12 protein-coding genes are annotated in these 14268 nt (G+C 65.9%); 4 read left to right on the top strand and 8 right to left on the bottom strand.

Annotated elements, in window-relative coordinates; all coding sequences use genetic code 11:
- Positions 1–56: 56 nt before the first annotated feature.
- Both BTO32_RS06085 and BTO32_RS06090 read right to left on the bottom strand, forming a co-directional pair.
- Positions 57–971, bottom strand: coding sequence for a helix-turn-helix domain-containing protein (locus BTO32_RS06085; protein WP_076723707.1), 915 nt, complete (start codon positions 969–971; stop codon positions 57–59).
- Between the two features lie 24 nt (positions 972–995).
- The gene (locus tag BTO32_RS06090; RefSeq protein ID WP_245820282.1) at positions 996–3035 is read right to left on the bottom strand and encodes a TonB-dependent siderophore receptor; all 2040 of its coding nucleotides are present in this window, start codon (positions 3033–3035) and stop codon (positions 996–998) included.
- Between the two features lie 247 nt (positions 3036–3282).
- Here BTO32_RS06090 and BTO32_RS06095 point away from each other — a divergent pair, with 247 nt between their 5' ends.
- Positions 3283–3747, top strand: coding sequence for a putative pterin-binding protein (locus tag BTO32_RS06095; RefSeq protein ID WP_245820283.1), 465 nt, complete (start codon positions 3283–3285; stop codon positions 3745–3747).
- Positions 3728–5713: an EAL domain-containing protein gene (locus BTO32_RS06100; RefSeq protein WP_245820284.1), complete on the top strand. Its 1986-nt coding sequence runs from the start codon at positions 3728–3730 to the stop codon at positions 5711–5713. The genes BTO32_RS06095 and BTO32_RS06100 overlap by 20 nt, the downstream gene beginning before the upstream one ends.
- A gap of 3 nt (positions 5714–5716) precedes the next feature.
- Here BTO32_RS06100 and BTO32_RS06105 read toward each other — a convergent pair whose 3' ends face one another.
- From BTO32_RS06105 to BTO32_RS06125, 5 genes are read right to left on the bottom strand one after another with little or no spacing between them, the layout of a single operon-like run.
- Entirely contained in the window at positions 5717–6262 is a 546-nt protein-coding gene (locus BTO32_RS06105; RefSeq protein WP_245820285.1) for a MarR family winged helix-turn-helix transcriptional regulator, read from the bottom strand.
- Positions 6263–6270: 8 nt separating this feature from the next.
- Entirely contained in the window at positions 6271–7410 is a 1140-nt protein-coding gene (gene aliB / locus BTO32_RS06110) for a cyclohexanecarboxyl-CoA dehydrogenase (protein ID WP_076723722.1), read from the bottom strand.
- A 16-nt stretch (positions 7411–7426) separates the two neighbouring features.
- Entirely contained in the window at positions 7427–8209 is a 783-nt protein-coding gene (locus BTO32_RS06115) for an enoyl-CoA hydratase-related protein (RefSeq protein WP_076723724.1), read from the bottom strand.
- Between the two features lie 29 nt (positions 8210–8238).
- Complete coding sequence (locus tag BTO32_RS06120; protein ID WP_076723727.1) at positions 8239–9006, bottom strand: SDR family NAD(P)-dependent oxidoreductase; 768 nt, start codon at positions 9004–9006, stop codon at positions 8239–8241.
- 25 nt (positions 9007–9031) lie between these two features.
- On the bottom strand, positions 9032–10663 hold the full coding sequence (locus BTO32_RS06125; RefSeq protein ID WP_076723730.1) for an AMP-binding protein: 1632 nt from the start codon (positions 10661–10663) through the stop codon (positions 9032–9034).
- A gap of 413 nt (positions 10664–11076) precedes the next feature.
- On the opposite strand from BTO32_RS06125, the gene nhaB reads away from it, so the two are divergent.
- Positions 11077–12582 (top strand): sodium/proton antiporter NhaB, encoded by a 1506-nt coding sequence (nhaB, locus tag BTO32_RS06130; RefSeq protein WP_076723732.1) that lies wholly within the window; start codon positions 11077–11079, stop codon positions 12580–12582.
- A 101-nt stretch (positions 12583–12683) separates the two neighbouring features.
- Positions 12684–13511: a substrate-binding periplasmic protein gene (locus tag BTO32_RS06135; protein ID WP_076723734.1), complete on the top strand. Its 828-nt coding sequence runs from the start codon at positions 12684–12686 to the stop codon at positions 13509–13511.
- Here the strand turns inward: BTO32_RS06135 and BTO32_RS06140 are convergent.
- Entirely contained in the window at positions 13505–14233 is a 729-nt protein-coding gene (locus BTO32_RS06140) for a DUF3047 domain-containing protein (protein ID WP_076723737.1), read from the bottom strand. The genes BTO32_RS06135 and BTO32_RS06140 overlap by 7 nt on opposite strands.
- Positions 14234–14268: the final 35 nt, after the last annotated feature.

Raw genomic sequence — 14268 nt, forward strand, 5'->3', positions numbered from 1 at the left:
GCGTGTGCGAGTTAATTGCGAATCATTCCCATTATATTGACCCTGAAAAACGGGACTTAACCGTTTGGTGCATGGCGGGCAATCAATGGCTCGACCAGTTTGACCGGCACCCAGTATTCCATCGACACCTCGGGCGCCGCCGGGTCGAAGCCGGGGGGATAGACTTCCAGATCGTAGCCGTAGACCGCTTGGCAGCCGGCATGGGGCAGCCAGGCCTGGAAAAACCAGGTCAGGATATCGGCGAGGGAGGTGATGGGGCCCCGGAAGGACAGGACCACGTAATTCTGGGCGGGCACCTGCAGGGTGTTCAGTCGCCCGCCCAGGGGCTCCGGCTCCGTGGCCAGGCCGGCCAGGTAGGTGAACGCCGGGCTGGGACCGCTGGACAGGTCGAGCACACCGATCCTGGGCCGGTCGTCGGGCAGCGCCACCTGCCGGGCGAGCCGGTGCCACAGGCTGGGCACCCGGGTCCGGAAGTCGGGGCAGGGTGAGAACAGGCCGTGGACCCGGCCGGCCACGCCGGTGACGGTGAAGCCGGGGCGGGAATCCAGGCGAATGTCGGGTATCCGGGCCTTGACCGAGGCCGGAGGCAGGTGGTCCGGGTCAAGGCACAGGGGTGTTTTCAGCAGGCAGGGCAGGCCCCGTTGCCGGTATTTCGCCGGCGAGCAGCCGAAGTGCTGCTTGAAGCTGCGGCAGAAACTGATGTCCGAGCCGAAGCCGCAGGCCAGACCGATGTCGATGATCCGCTGGTCGGTGAAGAGCAGCATCTCCGCCGCCAGGCTCAGCCGAAGCTCACGCACGTAGCGCCCGACCGAGCAGCCGGTCTGCCCGGAGAACACGCGATTGAACTGCCAGCGCGACCAGCCCCCGATCCGGGCCAGGCTGGACACCGCCAGGGGCTTGTCCAGATTCAGATGGATGTAGTTGAGGACCCGTTCAATCCGGGCCCACTGGGGCTGCCGGCTGGGCTCCATCGCGCGTGCTCCGGGGCAGGCCGCTTACCAGCGGTAGCTGAGCGTGCCCACCACGCTGCGGGCCTCGCCGTAGTAGCACCAGTAGTCACAGCTGGCGACGTACTCGCGGTCGGCCAGGTTGGTGACGTTGATCCGGGCCTGCCAGTGGCGCATGAAGTCGTACTGGGCCATCAGATCCATGACGGTGTACGAGGGAATCTCGATGGTGCCGTCCCGGGTACCGCCGACATAGCGGACGCCGCCGCCGACTTTCAGGCCGGGGACCCTCTCTCCGAAGGCGTAGTCAAGCCAGGCCGAAGCCATGTGCCGGGGAATCAGCGCTGCCGGGGTTTCCGGTTCGTCGTCGGAGCGGTTGTCGGAGATGGCGTCGTTGTAGGTGTAGGCGGCGTTCAGCTGCAGCCGGTCGGTCAGATACGCCACCGTCTCCAGCTCGAAGCCCTGGGTTTCCCGCAGACCTTCCTGAACCTGGTAGCCGCCGGGGGAGGTCACCAGGGAGTTCTCTTCCTTGATGTTGTAGACCGAGGCGGTGACATAGCCGTCCAGATCGTTCGGCGCGTATTTCACACCGAATTCCAGCTGTTGTCCGACCCGCGGCTCGTACAGGTTGCCGTTGCTGTCGGTGCCCGCGATCGGCTGGAACGAGTCGCTCCAGGACACATAGGGGGACAGACCGTTGTCGGCCAGGTACATGACGCCGCCGGAGAAGGACACGTGGTCGTCGTCGGCGCGCTGGCGCTCGCCGGTGCCATGGTCCCGGTTGTCGGTTTTCGCCTGGTCGTACCGGACGCCGGCCAGGAACACCCAGTGATCGTCCAGCCGGAGCTGGTTCTGCAGATACAGGCCGGTCTGTTCCTTGGTGATGGTGCGCCGGAACAGGTCGTCACGGCTCAGCGGGGTGAAGTTGCCGTAGACCGGGTCGAACAGGTCGATGGGATCGCCGAAGGCGTAGTCGTTGCCCTCCAGTCCCTTGTTCTCCAGATCCTGGTAGTCGACGCCGATCAGCAGGGTGTTCTCGGTACGGTCGGTGAACCAAGTGCCGACCATCCGGTTGTCGACGGTCCAGCTGTCGAGCGTGCCGTCACGATAGGTCAGCCCGCGGGCACCCTCCCGGGGGCCGGTTTGGTACAGGATGTAACTGCTTCGCAGCAGCAGGTCGAGCGTGCTGTAGCGTACGTCCTGCTGGAATTTCCAGGTGTCGTCGAGGCGATGGGACAGGCTGTAGCCGATGGACGACTGGGTGCGCTCGTTGGTGTCGTAGCTCGGCTCGCTGTAGTTGGTGGACGGATCGACCTTGCCGTAGGGTGTGTCCTGGACCGTCCCGTAGGGCAGTTTGAAGCCGTTGTAGGGAACCGCGTCGTCCTTCTGGAAGCTGGTCAGAAGGGTGAGCGAGGTGTCCTCGGAGAGGTCCCAGGTCAGACTTGGCGCCACGTAGTAGCGTTCATTCTCGGTGAAGTCGATGTCGCCCTCGGCGAAGCGGTACAGGCCCACCAGCCGGTAGCTGAGGCTGTCGCTGCCGGTGACCGGGCCGGAGGTGTCCAGAGCCACCTGGCGATGATCGTTGGTGCCCAGCTGCACCTGGATTTCACCCTGGGCGGTGTCGGTGGGGCGCTTGCTGATGGCGTTGATGATGCCGCCCGGAGGGGCTTCGCCATAGAGAATGGAGGCCGGCCCCTTCAGCAGTTCCACCCGCTCCAGGCCGTAGGTTTCCGGCAACCACTGGTAGAAACCTTCCCGGTAGATTCTGAGGCCGTCCTGGTAGGTGGCTTGGTCGAAGCCCCGCACTTTGAACCAGTCGGTGTCGTTGTCGGAGCCGTAGTGGCCGCTCAGGACCCCGGCCCGGTACCGGAACGTTTCGTCCAGGGCCTGCACGTTGCGTTCGCGCAGTTCGTCTTCGGTGACCACCGAGGCCGGACGGGGGGTCTCGACCAGGGGCGCCTCAACTTTGAGCGCGGTCGCGGATATCTCGAGCGTTTCCAGGTGCGTGGGCGCTTCGTCCTGCGCCAGGGTGGGCCATGACCCCGCAGCGAGGCCGGCGGCCAGAAGGGTGTGGACAGTCCGTGTCAAAGGCTTGGAAAAACCATGGATGGACATTGGAAAACCCCAGTGTTGATGTTCAGGGTGGTGAACGGAAAGTGACAAGGATGGGAATACTATGCGTTAAAAAGTTTTAATGCAAACCGTTCTCGTTAAGCTTAACTTGTGTTTTACATTGTCGTTGCACGACGTTACCAAACCGGTATGGGCGACCCAGTGACAGGTAACGTAGTATCCGGTACATGTCATGACCCGTGTGTACCCGGAGCCCCGCCCCATGAAACCACGCATTGCCCTGTTTGCCCTTCTGTTCTCCCTGCTGTCGCTGCCGCTGCAGGCCGCGCCCAAACTCACCCTGATCAGCGCGGACCGGCAACAGGTGCTGGACCGTGACCAGCTCGAAGCCCTGCCGCAGACGACCATCGTCACCACCAGCCCCTACTTCGAGGGCACCGCCACCTTCACCGGGCCGACGCTGGCCCGGGTGCTCGATGCCCTCGGGGTGTCCGGCCGTTCCCAGGCCACCTTCCAGGCCCTGAACGACTACCGTGTCAGCGGCAGCCTCGACGAACTGCTGTCGCTCGACGCCATCGTCGCCACCCGCAAGGACGGCCAGGCGATGTCGGTGCGGGACCGGGGGCCGTTCTGGATCATGCTGCCCTTGTCCGAGCGCCCGGAGCTGGACGATCCCCTGTATCACCGCTTCATGGTCTGGCAGTTGAGTGGCATCGAGCTGGAATAACGTGTACGGCAACGGCCAAGTCCAGATCCTGCAGCGACTGTTTTCCCGGGCCACCGTTGTCGCTCTGTTCCTGGTGGTGCTGGCGTTGCTGGCGGTGAACTTCTACACCTACCTGCAGGACCGCAAGCTGCAATCGGTGTCCCTGGGCGCCATCCGGATGGCGTCCTGGAACTTGGCGCAGCTGGGGGCAGAGGCCGCCGCCTTTGACCGGGAAATGGCGCTGATGAGCCACGGGGTCGGCGACGCCGAGGCCTTTTCCCTGCGTTACGACGTGCTCTGGAGCCGTTACGACTATCTGCTCCATAGCCAGGAGTCCCTGCCCACCCGGCGGCATCAGGACAACCGCCGCCGGCTGGAGGACTTGTTCCAGCAGTTGCAGGCGCTGGAACCGGACATCCGCCAGCGATTGGCACAGCCGGAGGCGGACTGGCAACCGGTGGCCGAGGCCTGGGAGCGGCAGAAGGCCGGCGTGGCCCAGCTGGTGATCGACAACTTCGTGGGTGATGAAACCGGCCGCCTGATGGCGGGGGTGGAGGCCTCCCGCGACCGCCTGGCCAAGCTGCGTATGCTGACGCTGGCGGTGCTGCTGGCGGTGTTCGTGTTTCTGGCGCTGGCGATGATGTTCCTGCGCCGCCAGTCCCGGGTCGACCCGGTCACCGGTTTGCCCAACAGCCATTACCTGAGAACCCTGCGCCGGGTGGAGCCGGACCGGGCCGTCATCACCTGCGAGATCCGGGCGTTCCAGCTGGTGCTCAGTGAATACGGCAGCGATGCCGTCAACCAGCTGGTGAGGCTGTTCGTGCGCAAGCTGCGACAGCAGCTGGAAGCGCCGGACCAGCTGATCCAGGTGTCCCAGGGCGAGTTTGTGCTGCTGCTGCGCCCGCGCCCCGGCCAGGCATTGGAGGCCACCGTCAACCAGCTGGTGGCGGCCACCCACTTCGACTGGCGCACCCCCGAGTCGGTGGTGCACATCTCCGCCACCTACGGTGTGGACCCCCACGGCGAGGCCGGCGATACCGACTGGAACGCCCGGTATCAGCAGGCCCACCGGGCGCTGGCCCAGGCCCACCTGGACGGGTTGCCCTACTACATCGCCGGCGCCGACCTGCGCCGGCGTATCCGCGAGGAGCGGACCATCCACAACGGCCTGGTGCGCTTTTTCAACGGTGAGGCGGGCAGTCTGCGGCTGTTCCTGGTGTACCAGCCGATCGTGCTGGCGGAGAACCGCCACCACATCACCGGTGCCGAGGTGCTGTTGCGCTGCCAGGACGACGAGCTGGGGTTCGTACCCCCGAACCGGGTGGTGGACATCTGCGAGCGGGTGGGCCTGGGCAAGGTTCTGGGGCGCTGGCTGTTCCGCCGGGTGGCCTCGGAAACCCGGGCGCTGTATTGCGACCTGGGGTTCCGCGGCCAACTGTCCATCAACCTCAATCCGGCGATGCTGACCGAGCAGCTGGTGGACGATGTCCAGGCCCTGCTGCTGGACCCGGGGTTGCCGCCCTCGGCGCTGTGCATGGAAATCACCGAAGACCACGCGGCGCTGGATTTTGACCGCATCAACGACTTGATCGGGCGCCTTCACCAGCTGGGCGTCAGCGTGGCTCTGGATGATTTCGGCACCGGCCATTCGTCGCTGGAGTATGTGCGGGAACTGCGGGTGGACCGCCTCAAGATTGACCGCTGCTTCGTGGACGGCATCGAGCACAGCGAGGACAAGTCCCGGTTCCTGGGCTCGATCATTGCCATGGCCCAGCAGGCGTACATGAAGAGTGTGATCGAGGGTGTGGAGAATGAAGCGCAGTGGCAACAGGTCCGGCACCTGGGGGGGACCCTGATCCAGGGCTACCATGCCTACCGGCCGATGCCGCTGGCGGACTACCTGGCGCTGCTGGCGGACCGGCAGACGGTGTCGCCGGTGCAGGCGCCGGGGGCCGGTCGCGGGGCGGGCAAGCGGCCGCGCGGCTAGGTCTCAGTCCGTCGGCCGCTCGGCGTCCAGGGACAACTGCAGCAGCCCCTGCTGCAATTTTTTCAGCAGATGCAGCAGGCTGACGCCGTCGTCGAAGCTCAGGTCTTCCAGGGCCTGGCGATAGAAGTCGGTGATCGAGTCCTGCAGCCCGAGCCAGAATGCCCGGCCGGAGTCGGTCAGCCGCACCAGCCGCGCCCGGCCGTCCCGTGGGTGGGGAACCCGCACCACGTGGCCGTCTCGTTCCAGGCGCTTGAGCACGCCGTCCAGGTTCTGGCGGCTGACATGCAGGTACTCCTTGAGCTGGTTGAACGAGGTGCCCTGCTCGAATCCATCCCGGGACAGGGCACCCAGTACCGCCCACTGCACGGCGCTGATGCCCATTTCATTCTGGACCTGCCGCTGCAGGATGTTCCCGGTCTGGAACAGGCGGAAAAACAGCCGGTTGGGAATGCCTCCGGATTCGTTGACGATCATCTGTGCTCCTGTGTGGCTACCCTGGGGGTCTGGCCAGGGCAGGCGGTCACCGGCATCCCCCATCCCGAAGGCCATGGGGCGCCTCACTTGGCCAGGGACTCGCGCACGATGATGTTTTTCATGATCTGCGCGGTGCCGTCGCCAATTTGCAGGCCCAGGACATCCCGCAGCCGCTGGGCAAACGGCAGGTCTTCGCCGTAGCCGGTGTGGCCGTGCGCCAGCAGGCACTGTTTGATCACGTCGAACGCGAGTTTCGGGCCCCACCACTTGTTCATGGCCGCCTCGGCGCTGTGGGGGTGGCCGTTGTCCTTGAGCCAGAGCGCATGGTAGCACTGAAGGCGCGCGGCATGAACGTAGGTCTGGCATTCCGCCAGCGGGTGGGTCAGGCCCTGAAAGGCTGACAGGCTCTGGCCGAAGGCGGTGCGCCCGGTCAGCCATTGCCAGGTTTCGTCCAGGGATTGCTGCGCCACGGCAAGGCACTGCAGGCCGATCAGGGCCCGGCTGTAGTCGAACCCCTGCATTACCTGCCGGAAGCCCTGACCTTCCTCGCCCATGCGGTGGCTCACCGGCACGTCCACGTTGTCGAAGAAGATGGAGCCGCGGCCGATGGCGCGCTGGCCGTTGTCCTCGAACCGGTGACTGGTGACGCCCGGGCTGTCCATGGGAACCAGGAAGGCGCTGATGCCCGCGGCCCGTTGCTCCGGTGTCCCGGTCCGCGCGAACACCACCGCCACGTCGGCCTGGTCGGCCATGGAGATGGAGGTCTTCTCGCCGTTGAGCCGGTAGACGTCGCCGTGCCGTTCCGCCTTCAGGCGCAGGCTGGCGGCATCGGAGCCGCCGTGGGGTTCGGTCAGGGCGATGCAGGCCACCGCCTGGCCGGCGGTGATCCGCCTGAGCCAGGTTCGGGCCAAGTCCGGGTTGGCGTGGTGGGCGATGATCTGGCCGTTCAGGGCTGCCAACAGCGGGATGTAGCCAACGTTGAAATCGCCCCGGGCGATCTCCTCGATGATCAGGCCGCTGGTGACGCAGTCCATGCCGCTGCCGCCGAAGGCCTCCGGCAACTCGCCGCCGAGCAGGCCCAGGTCGCCGAGCTGGCGGATGACCTCCCGTTCGATCACGCCGGTGCGGTCCCGTTCACGGTAACCCGGTGCCAGCACGTCGGTGCGGAAGCGGGCCACCGCCGCGCGGATCGCGTTCTGTTCTTCATTGAAGGCGAAATTCATGGTGAGCTCCGGGCCGTTACTTGTGGTATTTGCGGAATTCCGGCGTGCGCTTCTCCCTGAACGCCCGCACGCCTTCTTTCGATTCCTCGGTGTCGTAGTACAGGCTCAGGGCCTGCATGCCGAGTGCGCCGATACCGGCGATGTTGTCGCTGTCGGCGTTGAACGAGCGCTTGGCGATGGACAACGCGGTCGGGCTTTTCTCCAGGATTTCATCGCACCAGGCGCGCACTTCCTCATCCAGCTGCCCGGGTGGCACCACGGCGTTCACCAGGCCCCACTCCAACGCCTGCCGGGCGGAATACTTGCGGCACAGGTACCAGATCTCCCGGGCCCGTTTCTCGCCCACCACCCGCGCCAGATAGGCGGTGCCGAAACCGGGGTCCACCGAGCCGACTTTGGGACCGACCTGGCCGAACACGGCGGTTTCCGAGGCGATGCTCAGGTCGCAGATCACGTGCAGCACATGGCCGCCGCCGATGGCGAAGCCGTTGACCCGGGCGATCACCGGCTTGGGCACCTCGCGGATCAGGCGTTGCAGCTCCTCCACCGGCAGGCCGATCAGGCCGCGGCCGTCGTACTGGCCGTCGTGGGCGCCCTGGTCACCGCCGGTGCAGAAGGCCTTGTCGCCGGCGCCGGTGAGCACGATCACGCCGATGTCCTTGTTCCAGCCGGCCCGGTGGAAGGCGTCGATCAGTTCCATGCAAGTCTGGCCGCGGAAGGCGTTGTAGCGGTCCGGCCGGTTGATGGTGATGGTGGCGACGCCGTCGGTTTCGTCGTACAGGATGTCTTGGTAAGGCATGTCGGGTTCTCCTGGGGGAAGCGAGTGGTTCAGCCGGCCATGGTCAGGCCGCCGGATACACTGATGACCTGGCCGGTGATGAAGTTGGCGTCGTCGCTGGCGAGCAGGGCGATGATGCCGGGGTAGTCCTCCGGTTGCGCCAGCCGTTTCATGGGCACGGCGTTGCGGAAGGCCTCCAGCAGCTTTTCCGGGTTCGGGGCGGAAGCCGCCACGCCCTGGAGCAGGGCCGTGTCGGTGGGGCCGGGGCAGACCACGTTCAGGCACACGTTTTTGCTGGCCAGCTCCCGCGCCACGGTCTTACTGAAACCCACCAGGCCGGCCTTGCAGGCGGCGTACACCGCCTCGCCGGAGGAGCCGACCCGGGCGGCGTCGGAAGCCACGTTGACGACCTTGCCGCCGCCGGCGGCCACCATCCTTGGCAGCACCACATGGTGCATGTTCAGGGCGCCGGTGAGGTTGACGGCGATCAGCTGGTCCCAGAGCCCGGGGTCGGTTTTCAGGAACGGGGCGAAGCGGTCGAAACCGGCGTTATTCACCAGCACCCCGGGGGTGCCCAGGTCGCTCTCGATGGCCGCTACGGTGTCGGTGATCGCGGCGTAGTCGGTGATGTCCGCTCCGTAGGCCCGGGCGCGACCGCCCCGTGCCTGGATGCCCTCGGCCGTGGCCCGGGCCGCCTGGACGTCGCGGTCCAGCACCGCGACTTGGCAGCCCTCTTCGGCGAAGCGCTGGCACACGGCGCGGCCGATGCCGCCGCCGCCGCCGGTGACGATGACGGTTTTTCCTTCAAGACCTCGCATGGTGGTCCTCCTGTCGCGGGTGGGATCAGCGGGCGCCGTCGCGGGGGCCGGGCGCCAGGCGAACGGATCGGGCCCGCTCGCGTAACTTGAATTTCTGAATCTTGCCGGAGGCGGTGCGGGGCATGGCCTCGATCACTTCCAGATATTCCGGCAGGTAGTTCTTCGCCAGCTGCTGCTCGACCAGGTAGGCCTTGATCTGGTCCAGGGTCAGCTCGGTGGCGCTGTCGTTGAGGGTGACGTAGGCGCACAGGCGCTCGCCCAGGCGTTCGTCCGGGCAGCCCACCAGGGCCACGTCGGCGATGCCGGGGAAGGTGTAGAGCAGGTTCTCCACTTCGACCACAGGAATGTTTTCCCCGCCGCGAATGACCACGTCTTTGGTGCGCCCGGTGATGCGGATGTAGCCGTCGGGATCCATGCGCGCGAGGTCGCCGGTGTTGAACCAGCCGTCCGGGTCGACGCCGTAGAGCTCGGGGCGCTTGAGGTAGCCGACGAACAGGCTGGCGCCGCGGACCAGCAGGCGGCCCTCCTCGCCGGCGGGCCGTGGCTGGCCCTGAAAGTCGGTGACGTTCACCTCCATGTAGGGCAGCGCCTTGCCGTCGGTCTGGCTGGCCCGCTCCGGCGGATCTTCCGGGCAGGTCATGGTGACGGCGCCGTTTTCGGTCATGCCCCAGGCCGAAACGATCGTCGCCTTCAGCACCCGGCCGGCCTGTTCGACGACCGCGCTGGGAATCGGGGCGCCGGCGGAGACGAAGATCCGCAGCGAATCGAGCTCACCACCGTGGTTGGGCGCGGCCTTCACCAGATCCGCCAGGAACGGCGTGGCGGCCATGGTGAAGGCGGGGCTGTCCGCGGCGATCACCTTGCACACGTAATCCGCGTCCCAGATGTCCTGGAGGATGGCGGTGGTGCCTAGGTAAATCGGCATCATGATGCCGTACATGAAGCCGGTCTGGTGGGCGACCGGCGACGCCATCAGCACGGTGTCGTCCGGCGTCAGGTGGAGCCGCTCGGCGTAGGGGCGGACGTTGGCGAACAGGGTGTTGGAGGTGTGCATGACCCCCTTGGGCTCGCCGGTGGTGCCCGAGGTGTAGAGAATCTGGATGACGTCGTCGGCGCCCGGACGGCGTTGGGAAAACAGGGTTTGGGTGTCCGTGGTGTCTTCCCAGGGGGTGTCCAGCAGGCGCTGCTCGAAGCTGCGCTCGCCGTCGCCGCCGATCACCAGCAGCGTCTCCAAACGTGGCAGTTCCGCCCGGATTCCGTCGATCATGGCCTCGTAGTCGAAGCCCCGAAAGAGCTTGGGAATCACCAACAGTCGGGCTTCGCCGTGGGCCAGCATGAAGCGCAGCTCCCGTTCCCGAAAGATGGGCATCAGCGGGTTCAGGATGGCGCCGATGCGCAGGCAGGCCAGGTGCAGGGCGGTGGTCTGCCACCAGTTTGGCAGCTGGCAGGCGACCACGTCGCCGGGCTGGATGCCCAGGGCTGCCAAGCCGGCGGCCATGCGGGTGACGGTTTGGTCCAGGTCGCGGTAGCTGAGTTCGGTTCGGGTATCGTCGCCGACCCGGTAACCGATGATGGCGGGCCGGTCCGGGGTGCGGGCGACCGTGGTGTCCAGGTAGTCCAGCAGCGTCTGGTCTTGCCAGGCGCCGCTGGCCACCATGTCGGCCCGACTCGGCCCGACGTTGCGGGTTGAGGGTGATGCCAGTGTCCATGAGGGGGCTCCCGTGGTGTCCGGTTTGTTGTTGTCTGCGGCCTGACGACACAGGCAGACCGTTCTCTCAACATACGTCGCCCTGGATTTATATGTCAATATATTGATCTTATTGTTGGCGGTTATTCCGGGAGCTTGGGTTGTTTTTCTCAGTATTTCGGATAAAAATCAAGGAAATGGTGCCTTGTATTTATTTTTGATATGGAAATATGTTGACGTTATAGTCGGGAGGTGGATTCATCGTTCATAGCCCCGGCGTGCGTTTTTTGCCCAGGCGCCGGCCGCAATTTGGCCATTTTCGGCTACAATGCCCGGGCGCTTGGGCCCCGACGCCCGCCCATTCACCCAGAAAGACTGCTGCAATGCCTGCTACTGTCCTCTCCGGTTTCTCGCATAATTTCCTGGGCAAGGCGCCCGTTTGGTACAAACAGACGATCCTGCTGTTTCTGGTGATCAATCCGGTCGTGATGGCGCTGCTGGGGCCGGGAGTGGCGGGCTGGCTGCTGATTGCCGAGTTCATTTTCACCCTGGCGATGGCGCTCAAGTGCTACCCGCTGCTACCCGGTGGGCTGCTGGCGGTGGAGGCGCTGCTGATCGGGCTGACCAGCCCCGAGGCGGTGTACCTGGAGGTGCTGACCAATGTCCCGGTGATCCTGCTGCTGATGTTCATGGTGGCGGGCATCTACTTCATGAAGGAGCTGCTGCTGGTCACCTTCACCCAGATTCTGGTGGGGGTGCGCTCGAAATCCGCGCTGTCGCTGCTGTTCTGTTGCGCGGCGGCGGTGCTGTCCGCGTTCCTCGACGCGCTGACGGTCACCGCAGTGATCATTTCCGTCGCCGTTGGCTTCTTCTCGGTGTACCACAAGGTGGCCTCCGGCAAGGGCTATCACCACGCCGACCATAACGCCGGCAGCGACGATGAGGTGATCGAGCTGCACCGGGAGGATCTGGAAAACTTCCGCGCCTTCCTGCGCAGCCTGCTGATGCACGGGGCGGTGGGCACCGCCCTCGGAGGCGTGACCACCATGGTGGGCGAGCCCCAGAACCTGCTGATCGCCAAGGTGGTGGGCTGGGAGTTCAACGCCTTTTTCCTGAGCATGGCGCCGGTCAGCCTGCCGGTGCTGGTGGCCGGTCTGGTCACCTGCTGGGCGTTGGAGAAACTGCGCTGGTTCGGCTACGGCGGGCGGCTGCCCAGGCCGGTGCGCCGGGTGCTGGAGGAGTTCGCCGATAACGAACGGGCCAAACGCACCACGGCCGACCGGGCGGCGCTGTGGGTGCAGGCGGTGGCGGCGGTGGTCCTGGTCATCGGCCTGGCTTTCCATCTGGCGGAGGTGGGGCTGATCGGTCTGCTGGTGATCATCCTGATCACTGCCCTGAACGGCATCACCGACGAGCATCAGATCGGCAAGGCGTTTCAGGAGTCCCTGCCGTTCACCTCGCTGCTGGTGGTGTTCTTCGCGGTGGTGGCGGTGATCCACGAGCAGCACCTGTTCAAGCCGATCATCGACCATGTGCTGGCGCTGCCGGCGGGTGAGCAGCCGGGTATGTTCTTCCTGGCCAACGGCCTGCTGTCGATGATTTCCGACAATGTGTTCGTGGCCACGGTTTACATCAGCGAGGTGAAGCAGGCCCTGGACGCGGGCGCGATCACGGTGGACCACTTCCAGGACCTGGCGGTGGCGATCAACACCGGCACCAACTTGCCCAGCGTCGCCACCCCCAACGGCCAGGCCGCGTTCCTGTTCCTGCTGACCTCCGCGGTGGCGCCGCTGGTGCGCCTGTCCTACGGGCGTATGGTGTGGATGGCGTTGCCCTACACCCTGGTGATGGGCGGCCTGGGATTGTACCTGGTGACCTTCCACGTGTGAGGTCGGGCTTTTGCAGCGGCTGTCAGTGCAGTTTCCGGGAGTTCTGTTAGGCTTAGCGATAGCGTTTCGACAAGAACAGCAAACTCAAGGGAACTCTCGGTATGGTGCTGTCGGACCTTGCCCTGGTTGCGCGGGGCTGGCTTTTGGCATTCTGTGTCGGGTGGCTTCTGGCGGTCGCGCCCAGGCCCGTTCCGGCCGGCTGGCACGAGACGCCGCGCCCGGGCGGGGTGGTCCGGATCGCCTACGCCGAATTTCCGCCGGTCACCTACCGTGACGAGCTGGGCCAGCCCGCCGGCGAGATGATCGACCTGACCCGCCGGGTGGCGGTCGAGGCCGGTTACCAGCCCGAGTTCCTGTTCCTGCCGGTCAGCCGGATCTACCTGTACCTGAAAAACGGCACCGTCGATCTCTGGGTCGGGCTCTCCGACATTCCCAGCCTGCGCAACGATGTTCTGGAGAGCTGGGTCAGCCCCATCTCGGTGCCGCTCAGTGCCTGGTACCTGCACGGCGCGCGGCCGCTCACCCACTTCGACGACTTCAAGGGCAAGACCGTGATTGTGATCGGCGGCTACACCTACGGCGGCCTGATCGACTGGCTGTCCGAGACGACCGGCATCCGGGTCACCGAGGCACCCAACCATCGCGCGGCCATCGAGATGCTCAAGCGGGGCCGGGGTGACTATGTGCTGGATTACCGGCAGCCGGTCCGGCAGATTCTGACTCAACCCGCCGACGGCCGGATCCGGGAATCGGAGGTGCGCACCCGCAACGCCGCCTGGCTGTTTTCGCTGGCCAATCCCCAGGCCGCCGTCCTGCGCGATGCCTTCGACGATGCCTACCTGCGCCTGGCCGCGCGGGGCGAGGCACCACCGCCAAGGCAACCGGGTCCGGGATTCCAGTTGCCCGGGTTGCCCGAACTCGATCACTGATCCGCCGTCAGCACCAGATCACCGTACCAGGCCGTGGCCTGTTCTCCGGTGTTGTCGGCGTCGGACATGATGGCGATGCCGACAATGGCCGGCGGCGTCTCGCCGAACGCTTCGCGGTAATCCCGGGCCAGATTCCGGCGCTCCATCCGCCACTGGCCGGCGGCCTCCGGTCCCGACTCGACCGCGATCATCACCGTCCGGTCGGTGTAGGCGTTGGCAATCCGGGTCCCCCGGGGCAGGCGGTTGGCCCAGATGTAGTTGAGGGCGTTGCCGGGCAGCGTCTCGCCGAACAGGACCTCCACCGCCTTGCGCTTGGCCCGCTCGAAAAACCCCGCCCGCTCCGGCTGGAACTCGAACGCCACGTACACCCGGGCCGGGTAGTCGTCGCCGGCCTTGTGTCGGGCGTCGCCGTGCGGGTAGGTATTGGCGACCTTCCAGCGCCAGCTCAGGGTGAGGTCCCCGGTCACCGGCCGGTGCAGCCGGTGAATCAGCCCCGAGGCGCCGCCCCGGGTGTTGGCCTGGACCACCTGGGTCCCGTCCTCGGTGACCAGACGATACTCGGTGGTCTGGTCGATCTTGGGAAACACCAGCGGTTCCCAGCCGCCCTGGCTCAGGTCGGTGAGGCTGGAGAAGGGCGGAATGCCCGGGGCCTCGGCCCGGGGGCCGCCCAGTGTGAGAAGGGGCAGCAGCAGGATGGCGCCGGTACGCTGGCGAAGGTCCATAGTGGTGGCCTCGTGTCAAGGGGGCTTGCCTGGGT

It is taken from the genome of Marinobacter lutaoensis, assembly GCF_001981305.1.
GTDB classification, from domain to species: domain Bacteria; phylum Pseudomonadota; class Gammaproteobacteria; order Pseudomonadales; family Oleiphilaceae; genus Marinobacter; species Marinobacter lutaoensis.

Excerpts from the sequence above, each read along its gene's own strand:
- BTO32_RS06085 (WP_076723707.1), bottom strand. The coding sequence starts at position 971 with ATGGAGCCCAGCCGGCAGCCCCAGTGGGCCCGGATTGAACGGGTCCTC.
- BTO32_RS06095 (WP_245820283.1), top strand. The coding sequence starts at position 3,283 with ATGAAACCACGCATTGCCCTGTTTGCCCTTCTGTTCTCCCTGCTGTCG.
- BTO32_RS06105 (WP_245820285.1), bottom strand. The coding sequence starts at position 6,262 with ATGGCCTTCGGGATGGGGGATGCCGGTGACCGCCTGCCCTGGCCAGAC.
- aliB (WP_076723722.1), bottom strand. The coding sequence starts at position 7,410 with ATGAATTTCGCCTTCAATGAAGAACAGAACGCGATCCGCGCGGCGGTG.
- BTO32_RS06115 (WP_076723724.1), bottom strand. The coding sequence starts at position 8,209 with ATGCCTTACCAAGACATCCTGTACGACGAAACCGACGGCGTCGCCACC.
- BTO32_RS06120 (WP_076723727.1), bottom strand. The coding sequence starts at position 9,006 with ATGCGAGGTCTTGAAGGAAAAACCGTCATCGTCACCGGCGGCGGCGGC.
- BTO32_RS06125 (WP_076723730.1), bottom strand. The coding sequence starts at position 10,663 with ATGGTGGCCAGCGGCGCCTGGCAAGACCAGACGCTGCTGGACTACCTG.
- nhaB (WP_076723732.1), top strand. The coding sequence starts at position 11,077 with ATGCCTGCTACTGTCCTCTCCGGTTTCTCGCATAATTTCCTGGGCAAG.
- BTO32_RS06135 (WP_076723734.1), top strand. The coding sequence starts at position 12,684 with ATGGTGCTGTCGGACCTTGCCCTGGTTGCGCGGGGCTGGCTTTTGGCA.
- BTO32_RS06140 (WP_076723737.1), bottom strand. The coding sequence starts at position 14,233 with ATGGACCTTCGCCAGCGTACCGGCGCCATCCTGCTGCTGCCCCTTCTC.